Consider the following 16,051-nt stretch of genomic DNA (forward strand, 5'->3'; position numbering starts at 1 on the left):
GGGCCGTGCCGAAGATCACCGCCCCGACCGTCGCGGAACACCGCGTCGCGCAACATGAGGCGCTCCTCGCCTCGGCGAAGGCGATCATCGCAGAGGCCGGCGTCGCCGCGATCACGCCCCGATCCGTCTGCGAGAGGGCCGGGCTCTCCCGCTCGAGCTTCTACGAGTACTTCCCGTCGAAGGACGACCTCCTCGCCGCGATCGCGATGCAGGCGTTCGACGAGTGGGGTGCCGAGCTCCAGACCGCGATGGATGTCGCCGGACCGGGCCGCGATCGCCTCCACGCCTACGTCACCGCGACGATCCGGATGACGGCCGACGGAAAGCACACGCTCGCCACAGGACTGCAACAGACCGACATCTCGCCGAAGAACGTCGAGGCGATCATGGCGATGCACGACGCGCTCACCGCGCCGCTTCGCCACCTTCTCGAAGAGCTCCGGATTCCGGATGCCGCGACCCAGGCGGCTCTCGTGCAGGGAGTGATCAACGCCGGCATGCAGCTCGTCGAACACGGGGCCGATGCCGACGATGTGATCGCGGGCGTGATCGCGGTTCTCGATGGAGGCGTGCACGGCGACATTTGACCTCGTCCGAAGTTAGTGACACACTGTCAGGAAGATGCCGACAGTGTGTCGGTTCGGTGGCGCCCGCCACCTTCCTCCCCTTAGGACGTGATGATGTTCCTCGCTGTGCGCGAACTGCGGTTCGCCCGAGGCCGGTTCACACTGATGGGTGTCGTGATCGCTCTGATCGCCGTGCTCGTCGTGCTGCTCTCGGGCCTCTCTTCCGGTCTTGTGAATGACGGAGTCTCCGGCCTCAAGTCGATGCGCGCCACCGCCTTCGCCTTCGACGAAGGCACGATCACCGACAACGCCTTCAGCCGTTCGCTGGTCGACGGCGAGCAGCTCGACACCTGGCGCGGCGCCGACGGTGTCGACGAGGCGGAGCCCATGGGCGTCAGCATCGTCAACGGCACGACCGGCGACGACGAGCAGATCGACCTCACCCTCTTCGGCATCGAGCCGGGGGGCTTCCTCGACCCGTCCGTGTCGAGCGGCGCCTCGGTGAGCGATGAGCTCGGCGGCATCGTCGTCTCCGAGTCTCTAGAGGGCGAGGGCGTCGAGCTCGGCACCGTCGTCACGCTCGACCGCATCGGACTCGAGCTCACCGTCGTCGGCTTCACCGAGGGTCAAGCGACCTTCGGGCACGTCGACGTCGCCTACCTTCCGATCGACACCTGGCGTCTGATCGCGTCCAACACCGCGCAGCCCGGAGCCCCGACGGCCGACCAGATCGCGACTCTCGACTACGAATACTCCAGCGTGGTCGCGCTCGAAGCGCCCGCAGCGACCGACCTCACGGCCATCGACGCGGCCGCCGGCACGATGTCGATGTCGCGCACCGAAGCGTTCAACGCCTCCCCCGGATACGAGGCCGAGACCCTCACCCTGATGATGATCCAGGTGTTCCTCTACGCCATCTGCGCGCTCGTCGTCGGCGCGTTCTTCACGGTGTGGACGATCCAGCGCACCGGCGAGATCGCGATCCTGCGCGCCGTCGGCGCCTCCCGGGCATACCTCCTGCGCGACAGCATGGCCCAGGCCGCCATCCTTCTCGTCGGGTTCACGGCGATCGGCATCGGCGCCGGTGTCGGACTCGGCGCCCTCATGCCCGACGCGATGCCCTTCGACCTCGAAGCGGGACCGATCGCGATCGCCAGCGTACTGACCATCGTGCTCGGCCTCATCGGCGCCGCCGCGGCGGTGCTCCGCATCTCCCGCGTCGACCCCCTCACCGCCCTCGGAGGACAGCGATGACCACCACCACCCGCACACGTACCGCCGCTCTCGACATCCGCGATGTCACCCTCGAACGAGGAGACGGCGACACCCGCATCCGCGCCCTCGACGGCGTCTCGCTCACCGTGCCCTCCGGCGAGTTCGTGGCCATCGTCGGACCGTCCGGCTCGGGCAAGTCGTCGCTGCTCGCGGTGGCCGGCGCCCTGACGACCGCCGACTCGGGCACCGTTCGGGTGAAGGGCACCGACCTCGCGACGTTGGGCAACAACGCGGCCGCGCGTTTCCGCCGCAACACGATCGGCTTCGTGTTCCAGTCGGGCAACCTCATCCCCGCCCTCTCCGCGGCCGATCAGCTCCGCCTCGCGGGACGGATCGCCGGCAACTCCTCGGTCGACCCCGCAGCGCTCCTCGAGGCGGTCGGCATGAGCCATCGGGCGAACCACCGCCCCGGTCAGCTCTCCGGCGGTGAGCGGCAGCGGGTCGGCATCGCCCGCGCGCTCGTCAACTCCCCGGCGCTTCTGCTCGTGGACGAACCGACCGCGGCGCTCGACCGCGCGCGCAGTCACGAGGTCGTTCAGCTTCTCGCCGATCAGGCGCATCGCTCCGATGTGGCCGTCGTCATGGTGACCCACGACCATGACGTCCTCGAGCACTGCGACCGCGTTCTGGAGATGGTCGACGGCACCCTCACGCCGTACTCCGTGTCATCGCGCACATAGGGTGGGACCTATGACCCGATCGCCGTTCTCCTGCGTCCTGTGGGACATCGACGGCACGGTCGTCGACGCTTCCGAGGGCATCCTCCGCCGCCTCACGATCACGCTCGCCCACTTCGGCCACCCGGCACCGACGCACGACGAGCTCATCCACTGGATCGGCCCGCCGATGCACGAGTCTTTCCAGACGAACCTCGGGATGTCGCCGGAGAAGGCGACCGAGGCGGTGTCGTTCTACCGCGTGCTCGGCAAGGCCGACGGCTACACGACGGGAGCACGCCTCTACCCCGGCGTCGCCGACCTCATGGTCGAGCTGGATGAGGCGGGCGTGCCGCAGTCGACGGCGAGCTCCAAGCCCGAGATCCAGGTGCGGGCGCTCATGGAGCACTTCGGTCTCGCGCGCCGGCTGCGTGAGATCGTCGGGGCGACGAGCGACGAGAAGACGCTGAGCTCGAAGTCGGACATCGTGGCGGAGGCTCTCCGGCGCCTGACCGCCGACGGCGTCGACGTCTCGCGGCCCGTCCTCATCGGAGACCGCCACCACGACGTCGAAGGCGGCGCCGCGAACGACGTGCCGGTCATCTTCGTGTCGTGGGGCTTCAGCACGCCAGACGAGGCCGACGGCGCGATCGCCGTGGCGGCCGACATCGACGACCTGCGGGCGCAGCTGCTGCCTGCAGAGTGAGCATCGGGGAACTCCCCCATTCGACGCCCGGGCTGCGTGCCAGAAATGCAGCGCCCGGGCGTCGACGGATCCCCCCGGATACGTCACGCGATGCGTGACGGGACAACTGTACTGATTCTCGCGCCGCACCGATACCCGTAAATGAGACGGATTTCATCCGCGTAGCGTGCCGGTGTGACTCACGTGGATCTCCGCCCCTTCGAAGACGACGACGCGGATGCCGTCTTCGAGATGATGCGCGACCCGGATGCCGTCTCGCAGGCCGCGTTCACCACCGACGACCCCTCCGACCGTGCTGCGTTCGATGCGTGGCTCGAGCGCCACCGCGCCGACGACCGGGTCTCGATGCTCGTCGTGACCGACGACGGCGGCTTCGCCGGAACCGCCGCGGCCTTCACCGTCGACGGCGACCGCGAGGTCACCTTCTGGATCACCCGCCACGCGCGAGGTCGCGGCGTCGCCTCCGCCGCGCTGCGGCTGCTCATCGCCCGCGAGGCCGAGCGTCCGCTCTATGCACGAGTCGCCGCGGACAACGCGGCATCCATCGCCGTTCTCACCAAGAACGGCTTCAGCGAGATCCGCCGACAGCGCGCCTACGCACCCGCCCGTGGCGCAGAGATCGACGAGCTCGTGTTCGCTCTACCGCCCACGCTCGACGGGGTCTGACCTGACAGCTCGATGACGGGCCGGTCACTTCCTGAGTATGCGCGGTCCTGCGAGGGCTTTCACGAGCGCGGTGGCAGTGAGCGAGAGGACCCCAGCGCCGATCGACACCAGCCCGACGGGCCACAAGACCGCCGCACTCGACTCGTAGGACGCGGTCGACTCAGCCGCGGTGACGACGCTGCGCCAGAAACTGATGTCACCGACGCTCGTCAGCATGATCCCGACGATCAGAGATGAGTGCTTGGTTGCCCATGTCTGTGTTCTCTCTCCCTTTGTTGTTTTGCCGTGAAGGCACGTAGTGCTGAAGGCTTCACGGCGAAAAAACGGGCCGCGTAGCGGCCCATGCTGTGCCGGCAACGCCGGCTCGACCACCGAGCTCGCAGAGCTCGGCCCTGCCCTCCGCCGGTTCGTCGACGAGCTCGGCCGTCCCCACTGTGTGCAGGCCAGCCCCGCGACAGCTGGGCTGTGCACATTGGGGGCGGGGGGGGAGCGGCCGCACCATGCCCCACCAACTGGGGGTATTTGGTGGCGCTTGGGGACTGCCGCGGCGCGGAGCGCCGTCGACTGAGGCACGGGTCGTCGACGCGGGCCCACCGGTGTTACCCCCGGGGAGCGCGGATGGAGGTAACACCGGCAGTAGTAGCAATAGTGGGGTTTACCAGTCGGTCGTAGCGGCGGTGACGATCTGCTTGACGTCGCTGAGGCTGTAGCCCATGCGGCGAGCGGGGTGAAGTACGCCGCGTCGAGGGCGGTGGGGTAGCGCCAGGTTTTCTTGCTGGTGCGACTCTCGCTTCCGCCGATCTCGTGCGCCCGGGCATTGCCGTTGCGGGTGGCCTCGCCGACGGTGCGGCGGTGCGTGGTGAGGCCCTCGGCCACGAACAAGGAAGCCGCCGAGCGACCAGCCAAGACCTCCTACACATGGCGGCTACCAGACTAGACCACGAATTTCTACTTACGGCTGAACGAGCATTTTGGCACAATGAGCATCATTGAGCCAAAGACGTTCGATGCCTGGAGATGGAAAAGAAGGACGCATGAGAATCGCAACAAGATCTAGGACAATTCTCGCGGTCGCAGTCTCGGCAGCGATCGCCCTGAGCCTCCCCGCAGGAGCGGCGACGGCGGCATCGGGAATCGACGAAGACACCATCGAGCACGAGGTCCAGCAGATCCACGAACAGCGGGGAATGGACACGTCGCTCGAATCCCTCGAGACGACCGTAGTCACCCCCGCCGACGCCGACGGCAATTTCGAAGTCTCCATCACGCGGGCAGGTGCCACTGGCTTCAGCGTCACCTGCGCGGGAACGACGAGCACGAATGCCGTCCGCGATCCTCATTACTCGGCCGGAGCTGGTGGCGCCATCTTCAAGACGGAGATCTGGTGCAGTGGCACTGGCAACGCACCTGCGACTGTAGACATCAAGCATGCTGGCTCGCTCTACTTCGCCCCCTCGAACTCTGCCAACAACACCTCGAACTTGTCGTTCTCCAGCCGAGCATCCAGCTCACTAACGCAGAACGTGGTCGTCAATGGGACGGGTAAGACGTTCTACACACCCAAGCAGGGAGAAAATGGTGGCCGCGGAACCGGGTTCTGGAGGGCAACCGCGACCTGGTACTTCGAGGTCGGGGGGCAGCTGTCGACGGTCGGCTCCCAGACTAAGACCGTTTGGAAGACCATCTGAGTCGCATGAGCTCTTTGAAAGCACGAAGCGTGGACCCTCGCTACGCGTCGCAGGTCGTGGGCGGGCCGATCTATCGAGTTGACTTCTGGTCGCGGGACGGGGCCAGCGACGAATGGCTGCTCGAGCACGCCGGTAGCTTCCATGATGTGCTCAGGTGGGCCACAGCTCACGCTCAAGATCGGGAATTCGTGATCTACGCGCAGGCTGACTCTGAAAGCTCGGTCATCCTGAGACTTCACGGGCAAGAGCCAGGCGCGCAATAGCGCGGCGCCACGGTCCATGCTGTGCCGGCAACGCCGGCTCGACTGCCGATCAACGAGCTCGGCCCTCCCCACTGTGTGCAGGCCGATCTGACGTGCGCTGGTAGCGACGTACCGTACGGCCTTGTCCCATTGCCGGGCGAGGATCGCGGCCTGTACGCCTCGTCGACGCGGGGCGCGGCCGCGGGGGGGTCGCGCGTGTGCGCACGTGCTCGAGGCCGGCTGCGTCGTCGACGAGCGCGGCGACGTCGGCGTGGTGCCACCTGGCGGCGGCCGCGCCGACGAGAACGCGGCACAGCTGCGCTGAGGCATCGGCGCCGGCCGGGAGCTCCCGGAGGGCCGCAGCGCTGACGGCGGGGAGCTCGCGGCGCTGGCCTGGCAGGTACAGGCGGCGGTGGGCGTCGACCGGGATAGGGCCGCTGGGGCGTGCCCGGTCGGAGTCTGCCGGCTCGGCGTCGTCGACGAGGGCCGCCAGGTGGCTGGTGAGGTCACGAATCGCGGCGGCAGAGGTCCGGGGGGCCGTCAGGACGTCGAGGGAGCCGGTGAGTGGCACGGATGCCCCTCCATCGCGGTGGGGCGCTCCTGGAGGGCGCACGCAGCCGGTGCGGGGGTTGGAAAGCGGTGAGAGGTCGAGGCTCGGGCAGAGGTGCTTGACGAGACGGTTGAGCGTGGCCACGGTGTCGGCGTCGATCGAGTCGGCCAGGCCGATCCAGATGTGTCGGCCGCCGGCAGGACCGGACGCGCAGACCAGGAACGGGATGCCAGCGTCCGCGAGGTATCCCGTGAGTACGTCGAGATCGCGCAGGGGCGCTGCAGCGTCTCCGTGCGCGTCGAGGTCGAACGCGAGGAATCGGAAGCGCTGATCAGCGCCCGCAAGGTAGATCGCCCACGGCTGCGCGGGTGCGTGCTTGCCCACAGCCCGGTCGATGTAACTGTTCAAGGTGTCGCCATAGGCGTCGACCACGGCCACGCGCACGCGGACGCGAGGGCGCGGAGTAATCGCACGGGTCAGCGCCCAACACGCGTCTGATCCATGCTGGTTTTCGGTCAGAGGAAGGGTTATGACGGCACCACCTTTCGGGCCCGCCCCGGGGGTACGACGAAGGTCCGACTCCAACCGGTTCTTTGAAGGTCAAGCCTCGATCTGTCTTCGTCGCCAAACTCAGGAGATCGACGAGCTCGTGTTCGCTCTCCCGCCCACGCTCGACGGGATCTGACGCGACAGCTAGGTGTCGGCGCGCCGGATACTGTTGTATGAATGGGAAGTTCTCGCGCTGAGGCCGCATATGTGCGTGCGTTGTCGGCGTTCCGCACCCCCACGCTCGACCTCCTCCACGGCCGCTACGCGCCCTTCGTGGTCGCGACGCTCTCCCTCGTCTTCTCCGTCGACCGGCCGTCCGTCGAGATCTCGGATGCGCATGCCGAGGTCGCCGAGATCCTCGACGAGCTGCGTGGGGCCGGATACGACGAGAACGAACGCGAACTACCGGCGGGCACGGCGCGCGAGATCTGTCGCTACTGGGTGCGGGTGGGATGGCTCGTCCCCCAGATCGACGGCGACGTCGAGGTCTACCGGCTGACGGCCCACGCGGTGGGCGCGCTGGAAATCACCGGACGCACCACCGGCGGACGCACCCGCGTCTCGAACTCCCGCGTCCGCACGCTCCTGGAAGCCGTCGAGCGGCTCTCCGACCACGCCGAAACCGACCCTGAGGTGCGCCTCGCCCGCCTCATCCGCGAACGCGACGCCCTCGACGCCGAGATCGCACGCCTCCAGGTCGGCGAGTCCGAACCCATCGATGATGAGCAGCTTCTCGAAGAGGCCGAGAACGTGCTGCACCTGGCCCGAGAACTCCCCGCCGACTTCACGCGTGTCGCCGAGTCGATCAAGGCCATGCAGCGCGATGTCATCGCCGACCTCCGGCGCGACGTGCGGCCCACCGGCGAGGTGCTGCGCGAGTACCTGCAGCGCGGGCAGTACGTCATGCAGTCCACCCCCGAGGGCCGGGCCTTCGCCGGTGCACTCCGACTGATCGGCGATCCCGAGCGCATCGACAGCCTCACCGACCAGCTGCACACGCTGCTCACACAACCCTTCTCGCGCCTGATGGATGCCGAGCAGCGAGCCGAGCTCGACGCGATCGGCCGACGGGTCGAGCTCGGCGTCGAAGAGGTCCTGACCGCGCAGCGGCGCGCGTCGCGGGTCATCACGGGGCAGGTGCGCACGCATGACCCCATCCGTGATCGCCACGTCGACGACCTGCTGCGCGATGTCATGGCCGGTCTGCAGGCCTGGACGCACAGCACGTCATCCGAGGCACCCGTCGACATGATCCGCAGCCTGCCGACGGCCGACATCCGCCACCTGCGGCAGTCGACGACCGACATCCGCCCACCGCGTGCGCCGGCACCGCTGACAGCGTCCGACGAAGACGCGGAGATGCTGGATGCCGATACGCGGGCCTGGGGCGGTCCGCGCTATGCGGAGCTCGAGGCTCTCGTCGCCGGACTCGGCGAGGAGTTCGACCTGGGTGAGGCCTTCCTCGCCGCGGACGACGACGTCCGCCGCCCGGTCGACCTGGTGGGCCTTCTCGAGATCGCCCACCGCAACGGCATGCGCGAGGGCGAAGACCTTTCGGTGGTCGAGGCGCGTCGCCCCGACGGAACCACCCGGCGCTTCGCCTTCGGATCCGTGACCGCCCGCACCTCGAAGGAGTCCGACGATGACTGACACCGCCACCCTCGGCGCAGCCCAAGACGAGGCCCCGGGCGACGGCGCATTCGTCGAGCCCGCACCGATGGAAGACGATCTCGGCGAGCTCTTCCCCGGCGATCGCGGGGTCCTCGATCCCGCCGTGCGCCGTGCGCTCGTCCACCTGCTGCAACGCCGCTTCGTGCTCGCCGACCGCAACCGCGAAGAGTGGACGACCGTCCTCGACAATCAGCAGCTCATCGAGTCGCGCCTGAACGACCTCTTCGTGCGGCTCGTGATCGACCATGATCGCGGCGTCGCCTATAAGCAACAGGTCCGCTCTGACGAGCTCGATGTTCCGATCCTGCTTCGCGATGCGGCATACACGCGATCGGAGACCCTCGTCCTGGTGCACCTGCGCACGGTGTACCAGCGGGAGTCGGCGGCGGGTGAGCCGGCTGCCCGGGTCGACATCGAGGACGTCGAACAGACCGTGATGAGCTATTTCGCGGATGCCGACGGCGACACCGCCAAACGACAGCGACTGATCCGCAAGGCGATGGACCGCCTCTCCCGTGACGGCATCGTCGACGAGGAGACGACGGGCCGCTTCCGCATCAGTCCGCTGGTGGAGATCGTGCTCAGCGCCGAGAAGCTGCGCGAGCTGCGCGATTGGCTACGCGACCGGCCGGAACGGAACGACGCCGGCGCAGCCGTCCGCGGTGACGAGAACGACGACGACGACGAGGCAGACGACGAGCCCCAGGAGGAAGAGCTATGACGATGCTCGAGACGCTGTTCGGGCTCATCCCGGCGGCATCCCGCGGCCAGCAGTGGCTCGCCGAAGACCTTCAGCTCATCAACTGGGGTGGATACGACGGGGCTCACCGGGTGCGCTTCTCGCCCGGAGCCACGCTCTTGTGCGGTGGTTCGGGGTCGGGCAAGTCGACGCTGATGGATGCGTACATCGCGCTCATGATGCCCCACACCACGCCCTTCAACGGCGCCTCGAACGGCGGCGTCACGGGGCGTCCGCGTGGCTCGGAGCAGCGCAACATCCTCTCGTACGGCCGCGGCAAGATCGACGAGTCACGCACCGAGGACGGCACGAAGATGACCGTTCTCCGCGGCGACGGCGAAGACACGTGGACCGCGGTCGCGATGACGTGGATCGATCACGACGGCTCCCGCTTCACGGCAGTTCGCGCGTGGTACATCCCCGCGGGTGCGCGCGTACTCGAAGACACCGTGCGCGTGCGGGCGACGACGGATCGTGACTTCGACCTGCGGGCACTCGAGACGGCCGCCGCGCAGCGTCTGTCGGATGCCGCCGTGCGCGGCGTCGGTCTGGATCCCGTCGGGACCGACCGTGAATTCTCTGCCCGCCTTCACGCCGTGCTGGGCATCGGCGCCGCGGGGGCCGGAGCGAAGGCGGTGAGCCTGCTCGCCCGTATTCAGGCGGGACAGCAGATCACGACCGTCGACGACCTCTATAAGCGTCTCGTGCTCGAAGAGCCCGAGACGATGGAGACCGCCGACGCCGTCGTCGCGCACTTCGACGGACTCGAGAGCACCCGCATGCGCATGCTGACGGCCCGGCAGCAGGTCACCGCGCTCACGCCCATCCCGCAGTTGCGGGCGAAGATGGCCGCCGCGACCGAGCGCGTGAACCTGATCGACGAGGTCGGCTCCTTCTCGGATGCCGGTTCACTCGCCACACTCTGGCGCGCGGACAGACGCCTGGGGATGCTGCGCGAGGTCGAGACCGAGCTGCGCGAGCGCAAGACCGCGGCCGAGGTCACGCTGCGTGAGAAGCGTGCTCTCGCAGACGGCGCCGAGGCCGAACGCGACGGCCTGATCGACGTGCTCCGGCTCTCCGGCGGCGATCGCCTGGCCACGGCGCAGCGCGAACTGCGCGAGGTGGAGCGACGGCTCGCCGACGTCCGGCGACACCGCGAGGTGTTCGACACCGCCGTCAAGAGTCTGGGCGTCGAACTGTCGAACCGCGACGAGTTCACGGCGTTCATCTCCCGCGCCCGCGCAGAGCTCGCCGACTCCGACGCGAAGGCGCGTGCTCGCTCCGCCTTCGCTGAAGGCGCGTCGACGGCGAAAGCCGCGCGGATCGAGGTCGCCGAACTCGAGGCGGAGGCTGAGCGCGTGGCCTCTCGCCACGGCAACATCCCGCCCGCTCTGCACGAGTCGCGCGAGCGGCTCGCGGAGGCCGCCGGACTCACGACCGCAGACCTTCCCTTCGTCGGCGAGCTTGTCGAGGTGCGCACCGAGTTCGAGCCGTGGCGCGAGGCGTTCAACCTCGCGCTCGGCGGCTTCGCGACCACGGTGCTGATCGACACCGCTCACCTGGGGCGCTTCCGGGCGGCGATCGAATCGGTCCACACCCCCGTGCGATTGCGCTTCGAGGGCGTGCACGCCGGCATGGAGCCGGTCGCCAACCTCGATCCGCAGACGCTCCCGGGGCGTCTCGACTACCAGAGCTCGCCGTTCACCGGTTGGCTGCAGGAGCGGCTCGAGACCCGTCACGGATACGTCTGCGTCGATTCCAGCGCCGAGCTGCCAAAGCATCGCATGGCGCTCACGATCACGGGACAGGTCGCGCAGGGCAACCGCGGCGCGCACGGTGGCCACGGTCGCGAGAACGTCCTCGGATTCTCGAACGAGCGACGCCGGCACGACGTGGCACGTCTCATCGAGGACGCTCGTCGCCGTCTCGACGACGCCCTTCGAGAGCGGAAGGTCGCCGAGACCGAGCTCGACACGGTCGACTCGCGCCTTGCCGTCTACGCCAAGATCACCGACCTGACCTGGGAAGAAGTCGACGTCGAGGCGGTCACCGCGGAACGTGAGCGCTGGATCGGCGTGCAGAGCGACGTCACAGCCGCCAACCCGGAGATCGCCGATGTGCAGCGACGGATCTCCGACATCAAGGACCGGATCTCCCACTTGCGCGACGAGATCGCCCGCGTGTCGATCGAACGTGATCAGATCGAGGCGCAGTGGGCCGAGGTGATCGACGACGTCGATTCGGATCAGTCCGTGCTCGACGATGCCGAGCGGGCAGGGCGTACTCTCACCGCCGCACAGTCCGCGTTCCTCGACGAGCGATTCCATCTCGATGGGCCGACCTCGGACGCCAGCCCGTCCCAGGCGCTGAACCGCTTCTCCGCGGCACTCGCGACGGCCGCGCAGCGCCTCGCAGAGGACCGACGGGCGGCCGTCGACGCCCTCGACGAGAGCCGCGATGGCCTGCGACGCATCATGGTGAGCTTCCTCGAGCGGTGGCCGAATCCGAACCTGCTACCCGACCCCGACACCTCGATTGACGACTTCGAACGCGCTCTCCAGGCCCTCGAGACCAGTGGACTGCACGAGCTGGAGGCCGAGTGGCGCGACAGCCTCCTCAAACTGTCGGGCAACGACCTCACGAACCTCGACTCGACGCTCAGCCGATCGATACGCGAGATCCGTGATCGCATCGACCCGATCAACCGCATCATGCAGGACCTCCCGTTCTACGACGACGACCATCGCCTGCAGATCACCACGCGCGAGAACCAGTCCGAACCTCGCCGTCGCTTCCGGCGCGAGTTGCGCGAGGTGCGCGGGCTCATCGAGAACGCCACGACGGATGACGAGCGCGAGCACGCGTACCGCCGGATGTCGCGCCTCATCGGGCACATGCGGCGGTCGGCGCCCGACTTCGGCGACCTCATCGACGTGCGCAACCACGTTCGCGTGAGCGCCGAGCGCGTGGATGCCGAGACGAAGAAGCACGTCGCGCTCTACGACCACATCGGCGAGAAGTCCGGCGGAGAGTCGCAGGAGCTCATCGCCTTCATCGTCGGCGCGGCCCTGCGCTACCAGCTCGGCGACGCGAGCGCCGAGCGGCCTCGCTACGCGCCCGTGTTCATGGACGAAGCCCTGATCAAGGCCGATGCGCACTTCACCAAGCGGGCGATCGGGGCGTGGCGCGGACTCGGCTTCCAGCTCGTCATCGGCGCACCGAACGACAAGTACAGCGCCATCGAGCCGCACGTTGACGTCGAGTACGACATCCTCAAAGACACGCGCGGCCGCTCCTGGGCCAAGCCGAAAGTCGCCCTGGAGGCCCCGGCATCCTGACGGGCTCGACGCCGGGCATCCGCCGAGGGCACGATCTCACTCATTTGTATGAACGCTCGGCACGCTTTGCTGACGTTTCGGATGCCGTTTCTCATTCATTCGGCCCACTCGAGCGGCGTGAACGCGTCTCCACCGCCTGCGTGACGCGCCTTGCGGGGACGAACGTCTCTGCGGTGCATCGCGGTCCTGACCGGCATCATGGGTGACTCATACAGGCCCACACGAGACTGTGCAATCCGCTCGAGAAGAGCACGTCAACGGGCAACTTCTTAAGTTGCTGCGCAAAGGAGGACTCATGCCGTTCTACGACATCGCCTGGACATTCGGGGGGATCTTCATCCTCATCGTCATGGTCGTTGCGTTGCTCAGCTTGGGTGGCGCGCGTCAAGAACTAGGCGTGTTCTGGTCGGTGGTGTGGTGCCTGGCAATCGTGCTTCTCCCTCTCATCGGACCGGCGGCGTGGTTCATCTACCGCGGCCCCCGGTCATCCAGAAGAGCAAAAGAAGGATAGGTATCACATGTTCAAGCGTCACCAGAATGTCGGGCTAGGTGCCGGTATCGCGACTTTGGCGGTATCCGCGCTGCTCGCCGCGTCGCCGGCGTCCGCAGTCAGCCTCGAGGCCCGGAACTCCGAAGAGACCGAGCTCCGGACCACCATGACCGCTCTCGGCGTCGACGCCGCTGACCAGGACGCTTTGATCGACAAGTCCAACTCGGGCATCGCCTGGGATTCGTTCGCCGGGGCCGAGCCGACCGAGAGCACGACGGCGGAGCGCGACGGCTACCGAGTCACTACCGACCGTTTCGCAGACGGCTCGGTCATCGAAACCGGAATCGAACTCGGGCGAGAGGCAACCGCTGCCGAATTGGCGGCGATGATCGCGGAGGCCGCCCTGTATCTGGAGCCGGAGTACGACGGCGACTACGTTCTCGAGAGGGCTACGGCCGAGGGCGTCGTCGCCCCGATGGCATCTGGCATCGACAACTGCCGCTTCGGCTACTCTGCGGGCGTTCGCTACGCAGACAACTGCCACGTCTACTATCACGGCATCAGCGCGAGCAACAGCTTCGACGCCAACTACCAGCAGTGGTCGGGTGGCTCGAGCGCGCAGTACATCGCGGGCAGCGCAAAGTTCGTCTCACTCCCCGTAGGTGTCTCGAACGAGCAGGTGAACACGTACGACGGCGGTACCCGAATTCGCTACTCGTTCAACACCCACATGGCCGGCTGGGGCAACGTCCCGGGATTCCTTCAGCTGAAGGTCACCTCCACAAGTGCTGTCGTGACGTACGGCTGACTTACGTCCCTCTTCGGGGGCGGTCGGGGCAAGATCGCTCCGACCGCCCTTTCGCCTCCGCGATCTGAGGATCAAGGCCTAGGCATCCCATGTTCAAGCGTCGGGGACTCTGAGGAGACCGAACTCCGTATCGTGGGCTAAGCCGAAGGTGGCCCCGGCGGCCCCGGCGTCCTGACGGCGCGCGGCATCAGCTTCTCGAACCGGAACATCAGCTCCGGCACGTCCTCGTCGCCGTCGATTGCAGAGTCTTCTCCCGTCGTCGTCTCACCGCGGTGTTCGAGCGGATGTCCCGGGTGGAAGAACTCGACGATGTGAAAGCCGCACACGTTGACGTAGAAGTGGATGTTGCGCACCTCGAAGTGGGGAGTGTGGGTCTCCCAGATCCGGGTGCCCGGGTAGCGCCCCTCGATCGCGTGCCAGGCAGCCCGCCCGAGCCCCCGGCCGTGCGCCCCGGCATCGATGAAGAAGAGTTCGAGCGACCGGCGAGCGTCGTCGCCCGCGATGACCGCTCCGCCGACCACCTCGTCCCCCGCCACGATGTCGAGCACCTCGGAGGCGTCGTCGTCGAACGAGGCGAACACTTCGCGGTCAGAGGGGGTCGGGACGTCCGAGCTCGGACCCTGATCGGTCAGTGCGAGCGCGAACGCCGCCTGGAGACGCCGGGCGAACGACATCCGGTCGTTCGGGTCGGTGGCACGGAGATCCATCTGGTGGACGGTTGCGCTCATAGCGAGTCCTTCACTTTCGACAGCCGATGGTGGTCAGGATGCGGTGGACCCCATAAACGCCGTACGAGCAACGGGCCGCCGATCCCGTGCAGCACGACGCTGCCGAGGACGACCATGCAGGTGGCGGCGAGCACGAGGAAGCCGTCCTCGCCGGGGAGTGCGTTGGCCGCGATCAGCCCGAACACGATGGATGCCGCACCGCGCGGGCCCATCGCGGCGATGAAGAACCGCTCTTTGGCGGTGGCGTTGCTGCCCCGAAGGGCCAGAGCCACCGGCACGAAGCGGCCGACGGTGAGCGCGACGAGCGCCAAGACGATCGCGGGCCACCAGTCGTAGGTCTCGCTGAGCAGGATGATCGCGGCGAAGCCGAACGCCAGCCACAGGAGCAGGTTCGCGAGCCAGCTGAGGTCCTCGAGGAGCGCGAGCTCGGCCCTCGGGATGCCGCTGGCCCCCCGCGTAAGGCGAATCACGAACCCAGCCACGAACACCGCCACGAAGCCGTTGCCGTGGAGCATGACCGCGGCTGCGAAGACGATGACCGGCGCGGCGACGAAGGCGATGCGCATACTCTGCGCCTCGGTCCAGCCGCGCTCATCGGCGAACCGTGTCGTCGCTCCAATGGCGAGGCCGAGCAGCCCGCCCACGACGATGGCGATGAGTCCGGCAGGCGCTGCGACGGCGAACGCTCGTCCGGCGTCGCCGGTGTCCCCCGCGCTCGCGAAAGCGAGGGCACCGAGCAGCAGCGGCGACACGAGGCCGTCGTTGTAGCCGCTCTCGACGCTCAGCCACCGACGTACCCGAGCAGGCACCCGACTGTCCCGGACGAGCGAGGTCTCCGGGGCGAAGTCGGCCGGAACCGCGATGCACGCGATCGCCAGGATCACGGCGATCGATAGACCGAGCGGCAGAATCAAGCCCACCGCGAGCACGAGCAGCAGTGAGAGCGGCAGCCCGATGCCCAGGAGGCGAGCGGGGACGCCCGTGAACTGCGAGCGCAGAGATCCGCGCACGTCGAGGGCGTCGACGAACAGCAGATACGCGAGCACGATCTCGGCCAGCACGAGTGTGACCTTCGACTCCATGAAGAGAAGGTTCTGCGTGGGTAGGAGTGCGCCCGCGACGAGGCCGATGGCCGTCATGACGATCGGTCCGTTGACGCTCGCCCGCCGGAACAGGCGGCTCCACAGGGCCCAGACGAACAGGGCCAGCCCGATCACGAGCAGAACAGTCGTCGGCATGGCCCCTCCCGGCACGTCACGCGTGGCGCCACCGGCGGCGGCTGCGCCAACGTATCGGCGTCCGATGTGCGCCCCATAAGTGGACCCGGGATGAGACGACGAAGGCCTCCGCCGGTTTCCCGGTCGGAGGCCTTCGTCTCA

At 67.7% G+C, this 16,051-nt stretch carries 15 protein-coding genes; 11 read left to right on the forward strand and 4 right to left on the reverse strand.

All coding sequences use genetic code 11. The features are described from left to right. Window positions 1-5: 5 nt before the first annotated feature. The 5 genes from ACU6RU_RS12755 to ACU6RU_RS12775 all read left to right on the forward strand — a co-directional run bounded on the left by ACU6RU_RS12755 (window position 6) and on the right by ACU6RU_RS12775 (window position 3,869). A complete protein-coding gene (locus tag ACU6RU_RS12755; RefSeq protein ID WP_446726720.1) occupies window positions 6-587 on the forward strand; it encodes a TetR/AcrR family transcriptional regulator in 582 nt (193 codons plus the stop codon). A 90-nt stretch (window positions 588-677) separates the two neighbouring features. Beyond that, window positions 678-1,820, forward strand: a complete 1,143-nt coding sequence (locus tag ACU6RU_RS12760) for an ABC transporter permease (RefSeq protein ID WP_446726798.1) — start codon at window positions 678-680, stop codon at window positions 1,818-1,820. Beyond that, window positions 1,817-2,521, forward strand: a complete 705-nt coding sequence (locus ACU6RU_RS12765) for an ABC transporter ATP-binding protein (RefSeq protein WP_446726721.1) — start codon at window positions 1,817-1,819, stop codon at window positions 2,519-2,521. Before ACU6RU_RS12760 ends, ACU6RU_RS12765 begins: the two co-directional genes overlap by 4 nt. A gap of 10 nt (window positions 2,522-2,531) precedes the next feature. Continuing rightward, window positions 2,532-3,203 (forward strand): HAD hydrolase-like protein, encoded by a 672-nt coding sequence (locus ACU6RU_RS12770; protein ID WP_446726722.1) that lies wholly within the window; start codon window positions 2,532-2,534, stop codon window positions 3,201-3,203. Window positions 3,204-3,377: 174 nt separating this feature from the next. Next, window positions 3,378-3,869: a GNAT family N-acetyltransferase gene (locus tag ACU6RU_RS12775; RefSeq protein WP_446726723.1), complete on the forward strand. Its 492-nt coding sequence runs from the start codon at window positions 3,378-3,380 to the stop codon at window positions 3,867-3,869. A 24-nt stretch (window positions 3,870-3,893) separates the two neighbouring features. Here the strand turns inward: ACU6RU_RS12775 and ACU6RU_RS12780 are convergent, their stop codons facing one another. After that, window positions 3,894-4,085 carry a hypothetical protein gene (locus tag ACU6RU_RS12780; RefSeq protein WP_120263896.1) on the reverse strand — a complete coding sequence of 64 codons (192 nt, stop codon included), beginning with the start codon at window positions 4,083-4,085 and terminating at the stop codon, window positions 3,894-3,896. Window positions 4,086-4,903: 818 nt separating this feature from the next. On the opposite strand from ACU6RU_RS12780, the gene ACU6RU_RS12785 reads away from it, so the two are divergent. After that, complete coding sequence (locus ACU6RU_RS12785; RefSeq protein WP_147374375.1) at window positions 4,904-5,557, forward strand: hypothetical protein; 654 nt, start codon at window positions 4,904-4,906, stop codon at window positions 5,555-5,557. Between the two features lie 312 nt (window positions 5,558-5,869). On the opposite strand, the gene ACU6RU_RS12790 is transcribed toward ACU6RU_RS12785, so the two are convergent. After that, window positions 5,870-6,757, reverse strand: a complete 888-nt coding sequence (locus ACU6RU_RS12790) for a hypothetical protein (protein ID WP_446726724.1) — start codon at window positions 6,755-6,757, stop codon at window positions 5,870-5,872. A gap of 318 nt (window positions 6,758-7,075) precedes the next feature. Between ACU6RU_RS12790 and ACU6RU_RS12795 the strand changes: the two genes are divergently transcribed. The 5 genes from ACU6RU_RS12795 to ACU6RU_RS12815 all read left to right on the forward strand — a co-directional run bounded on the left by ACU6RU_RS12795 (window position 7,076) and on the right by ACU6RU_RS12815 (window position 13,944). Next, window positions 7,076-8,548, forward strand: coding sequence for a DUF3375 domain-containing protein (locus ACU6RU_RS12795; protein WP_446726725.1), 1,473 nt, complete (start codon window positions 7,076-7,078; stop codon window positions 8,546-8,548). Continuing rightward, window positions 8,541-9,290, forward strand: coding sequence for a DUF4194 domain-containing protein (locus tag ACU6RU_RS12800; protein ID WP_446726726.1), 750 nt, complete (start codon window positions 8,541-8,543; stop codon window positions 9,288-9,290). Before ACU6RU_RS12795 ends, ACU6RU_RS12800 begins: the two co-directional genes overlap by 8 nt. After that, on the forward strand, window positions 9,287-12,646 hold the full coding sequence (locus ACU6RU_RS12805; protein WP_446726727.1) for an ATP-binding protein: 3,360 nt from the start codon (window positions 9,287-9,289) through the stop codon (window positions 12,644-12,646). The genes ACU6RU_RS12800 and ACU6RU_RS12805 overlap by 4 nt, the downstream gene beginning before the upstream one ends. A gap of 295 nt (window positions 12,647-12,941) precedes the next feature. Further along, window positions 12,942-13,157 (forward strand): hypothetical protein, encoded by a 216-nt coding sequence (locus ACU6RU_RS12810; RefSeq protein WP_289330539.1) that lies wholly within the window; start codon window positions 12,942-12,944, stop codon window positions 13,155-13,157. Between the two features lie 7 nt (window positions 13,158-13,164). After that, window positions 13,165-13,944 carry a hypothetical protein gene (locus ACU6RU_RS12815; RefSeq protein WP_446726728.1) on the forward strand — a complete coding sequence of 260 codons (780 nt, stop codon included), beginning with the start codon at window positions 13,165-13,167 and terminating at the stop codon, window positions 13,942-13,944. A gap of 137 nt (window positions 13,945-14,081) precedes the next feature. On the opposite strand, the gene ACU6RU_RS12820 is transcribed toward ACU6RU_RS12815, so the two are convergent. Beyond that, on the reverse strand, window positions 14,082-14,672 hold the full coding sequence (locus ACU6RU_RS12820; protein WP_446726729.1) for a GNAT family N-acetyltransferase: 591 nt from the start codon (window positions 14,670-14,672) through the stop codon (window positions 14,082-14,084). Further along, on the reverse strand, window positions 14,669-15,910 hold the full coding sequence (locus tag ACU6RU_RS12825) for a cation:proton antiporter domain-containing protein (protein ID WP_446726730.1): 1,242 nt from the start codon (window positions 15,908-15,910) through the stop codon (window positions 14,669-14,671). Before ACU6RU_RS12825 ends, ACU6RU_RS12820 begins: the two co-directional genes overlap by 4 nt. Between the last annotated feature and the right edge of the window lie 141 nt (window positions 15,911-16,051).

The organism is Microbacterium sp. F1-18, assembly GCF_052921305.1.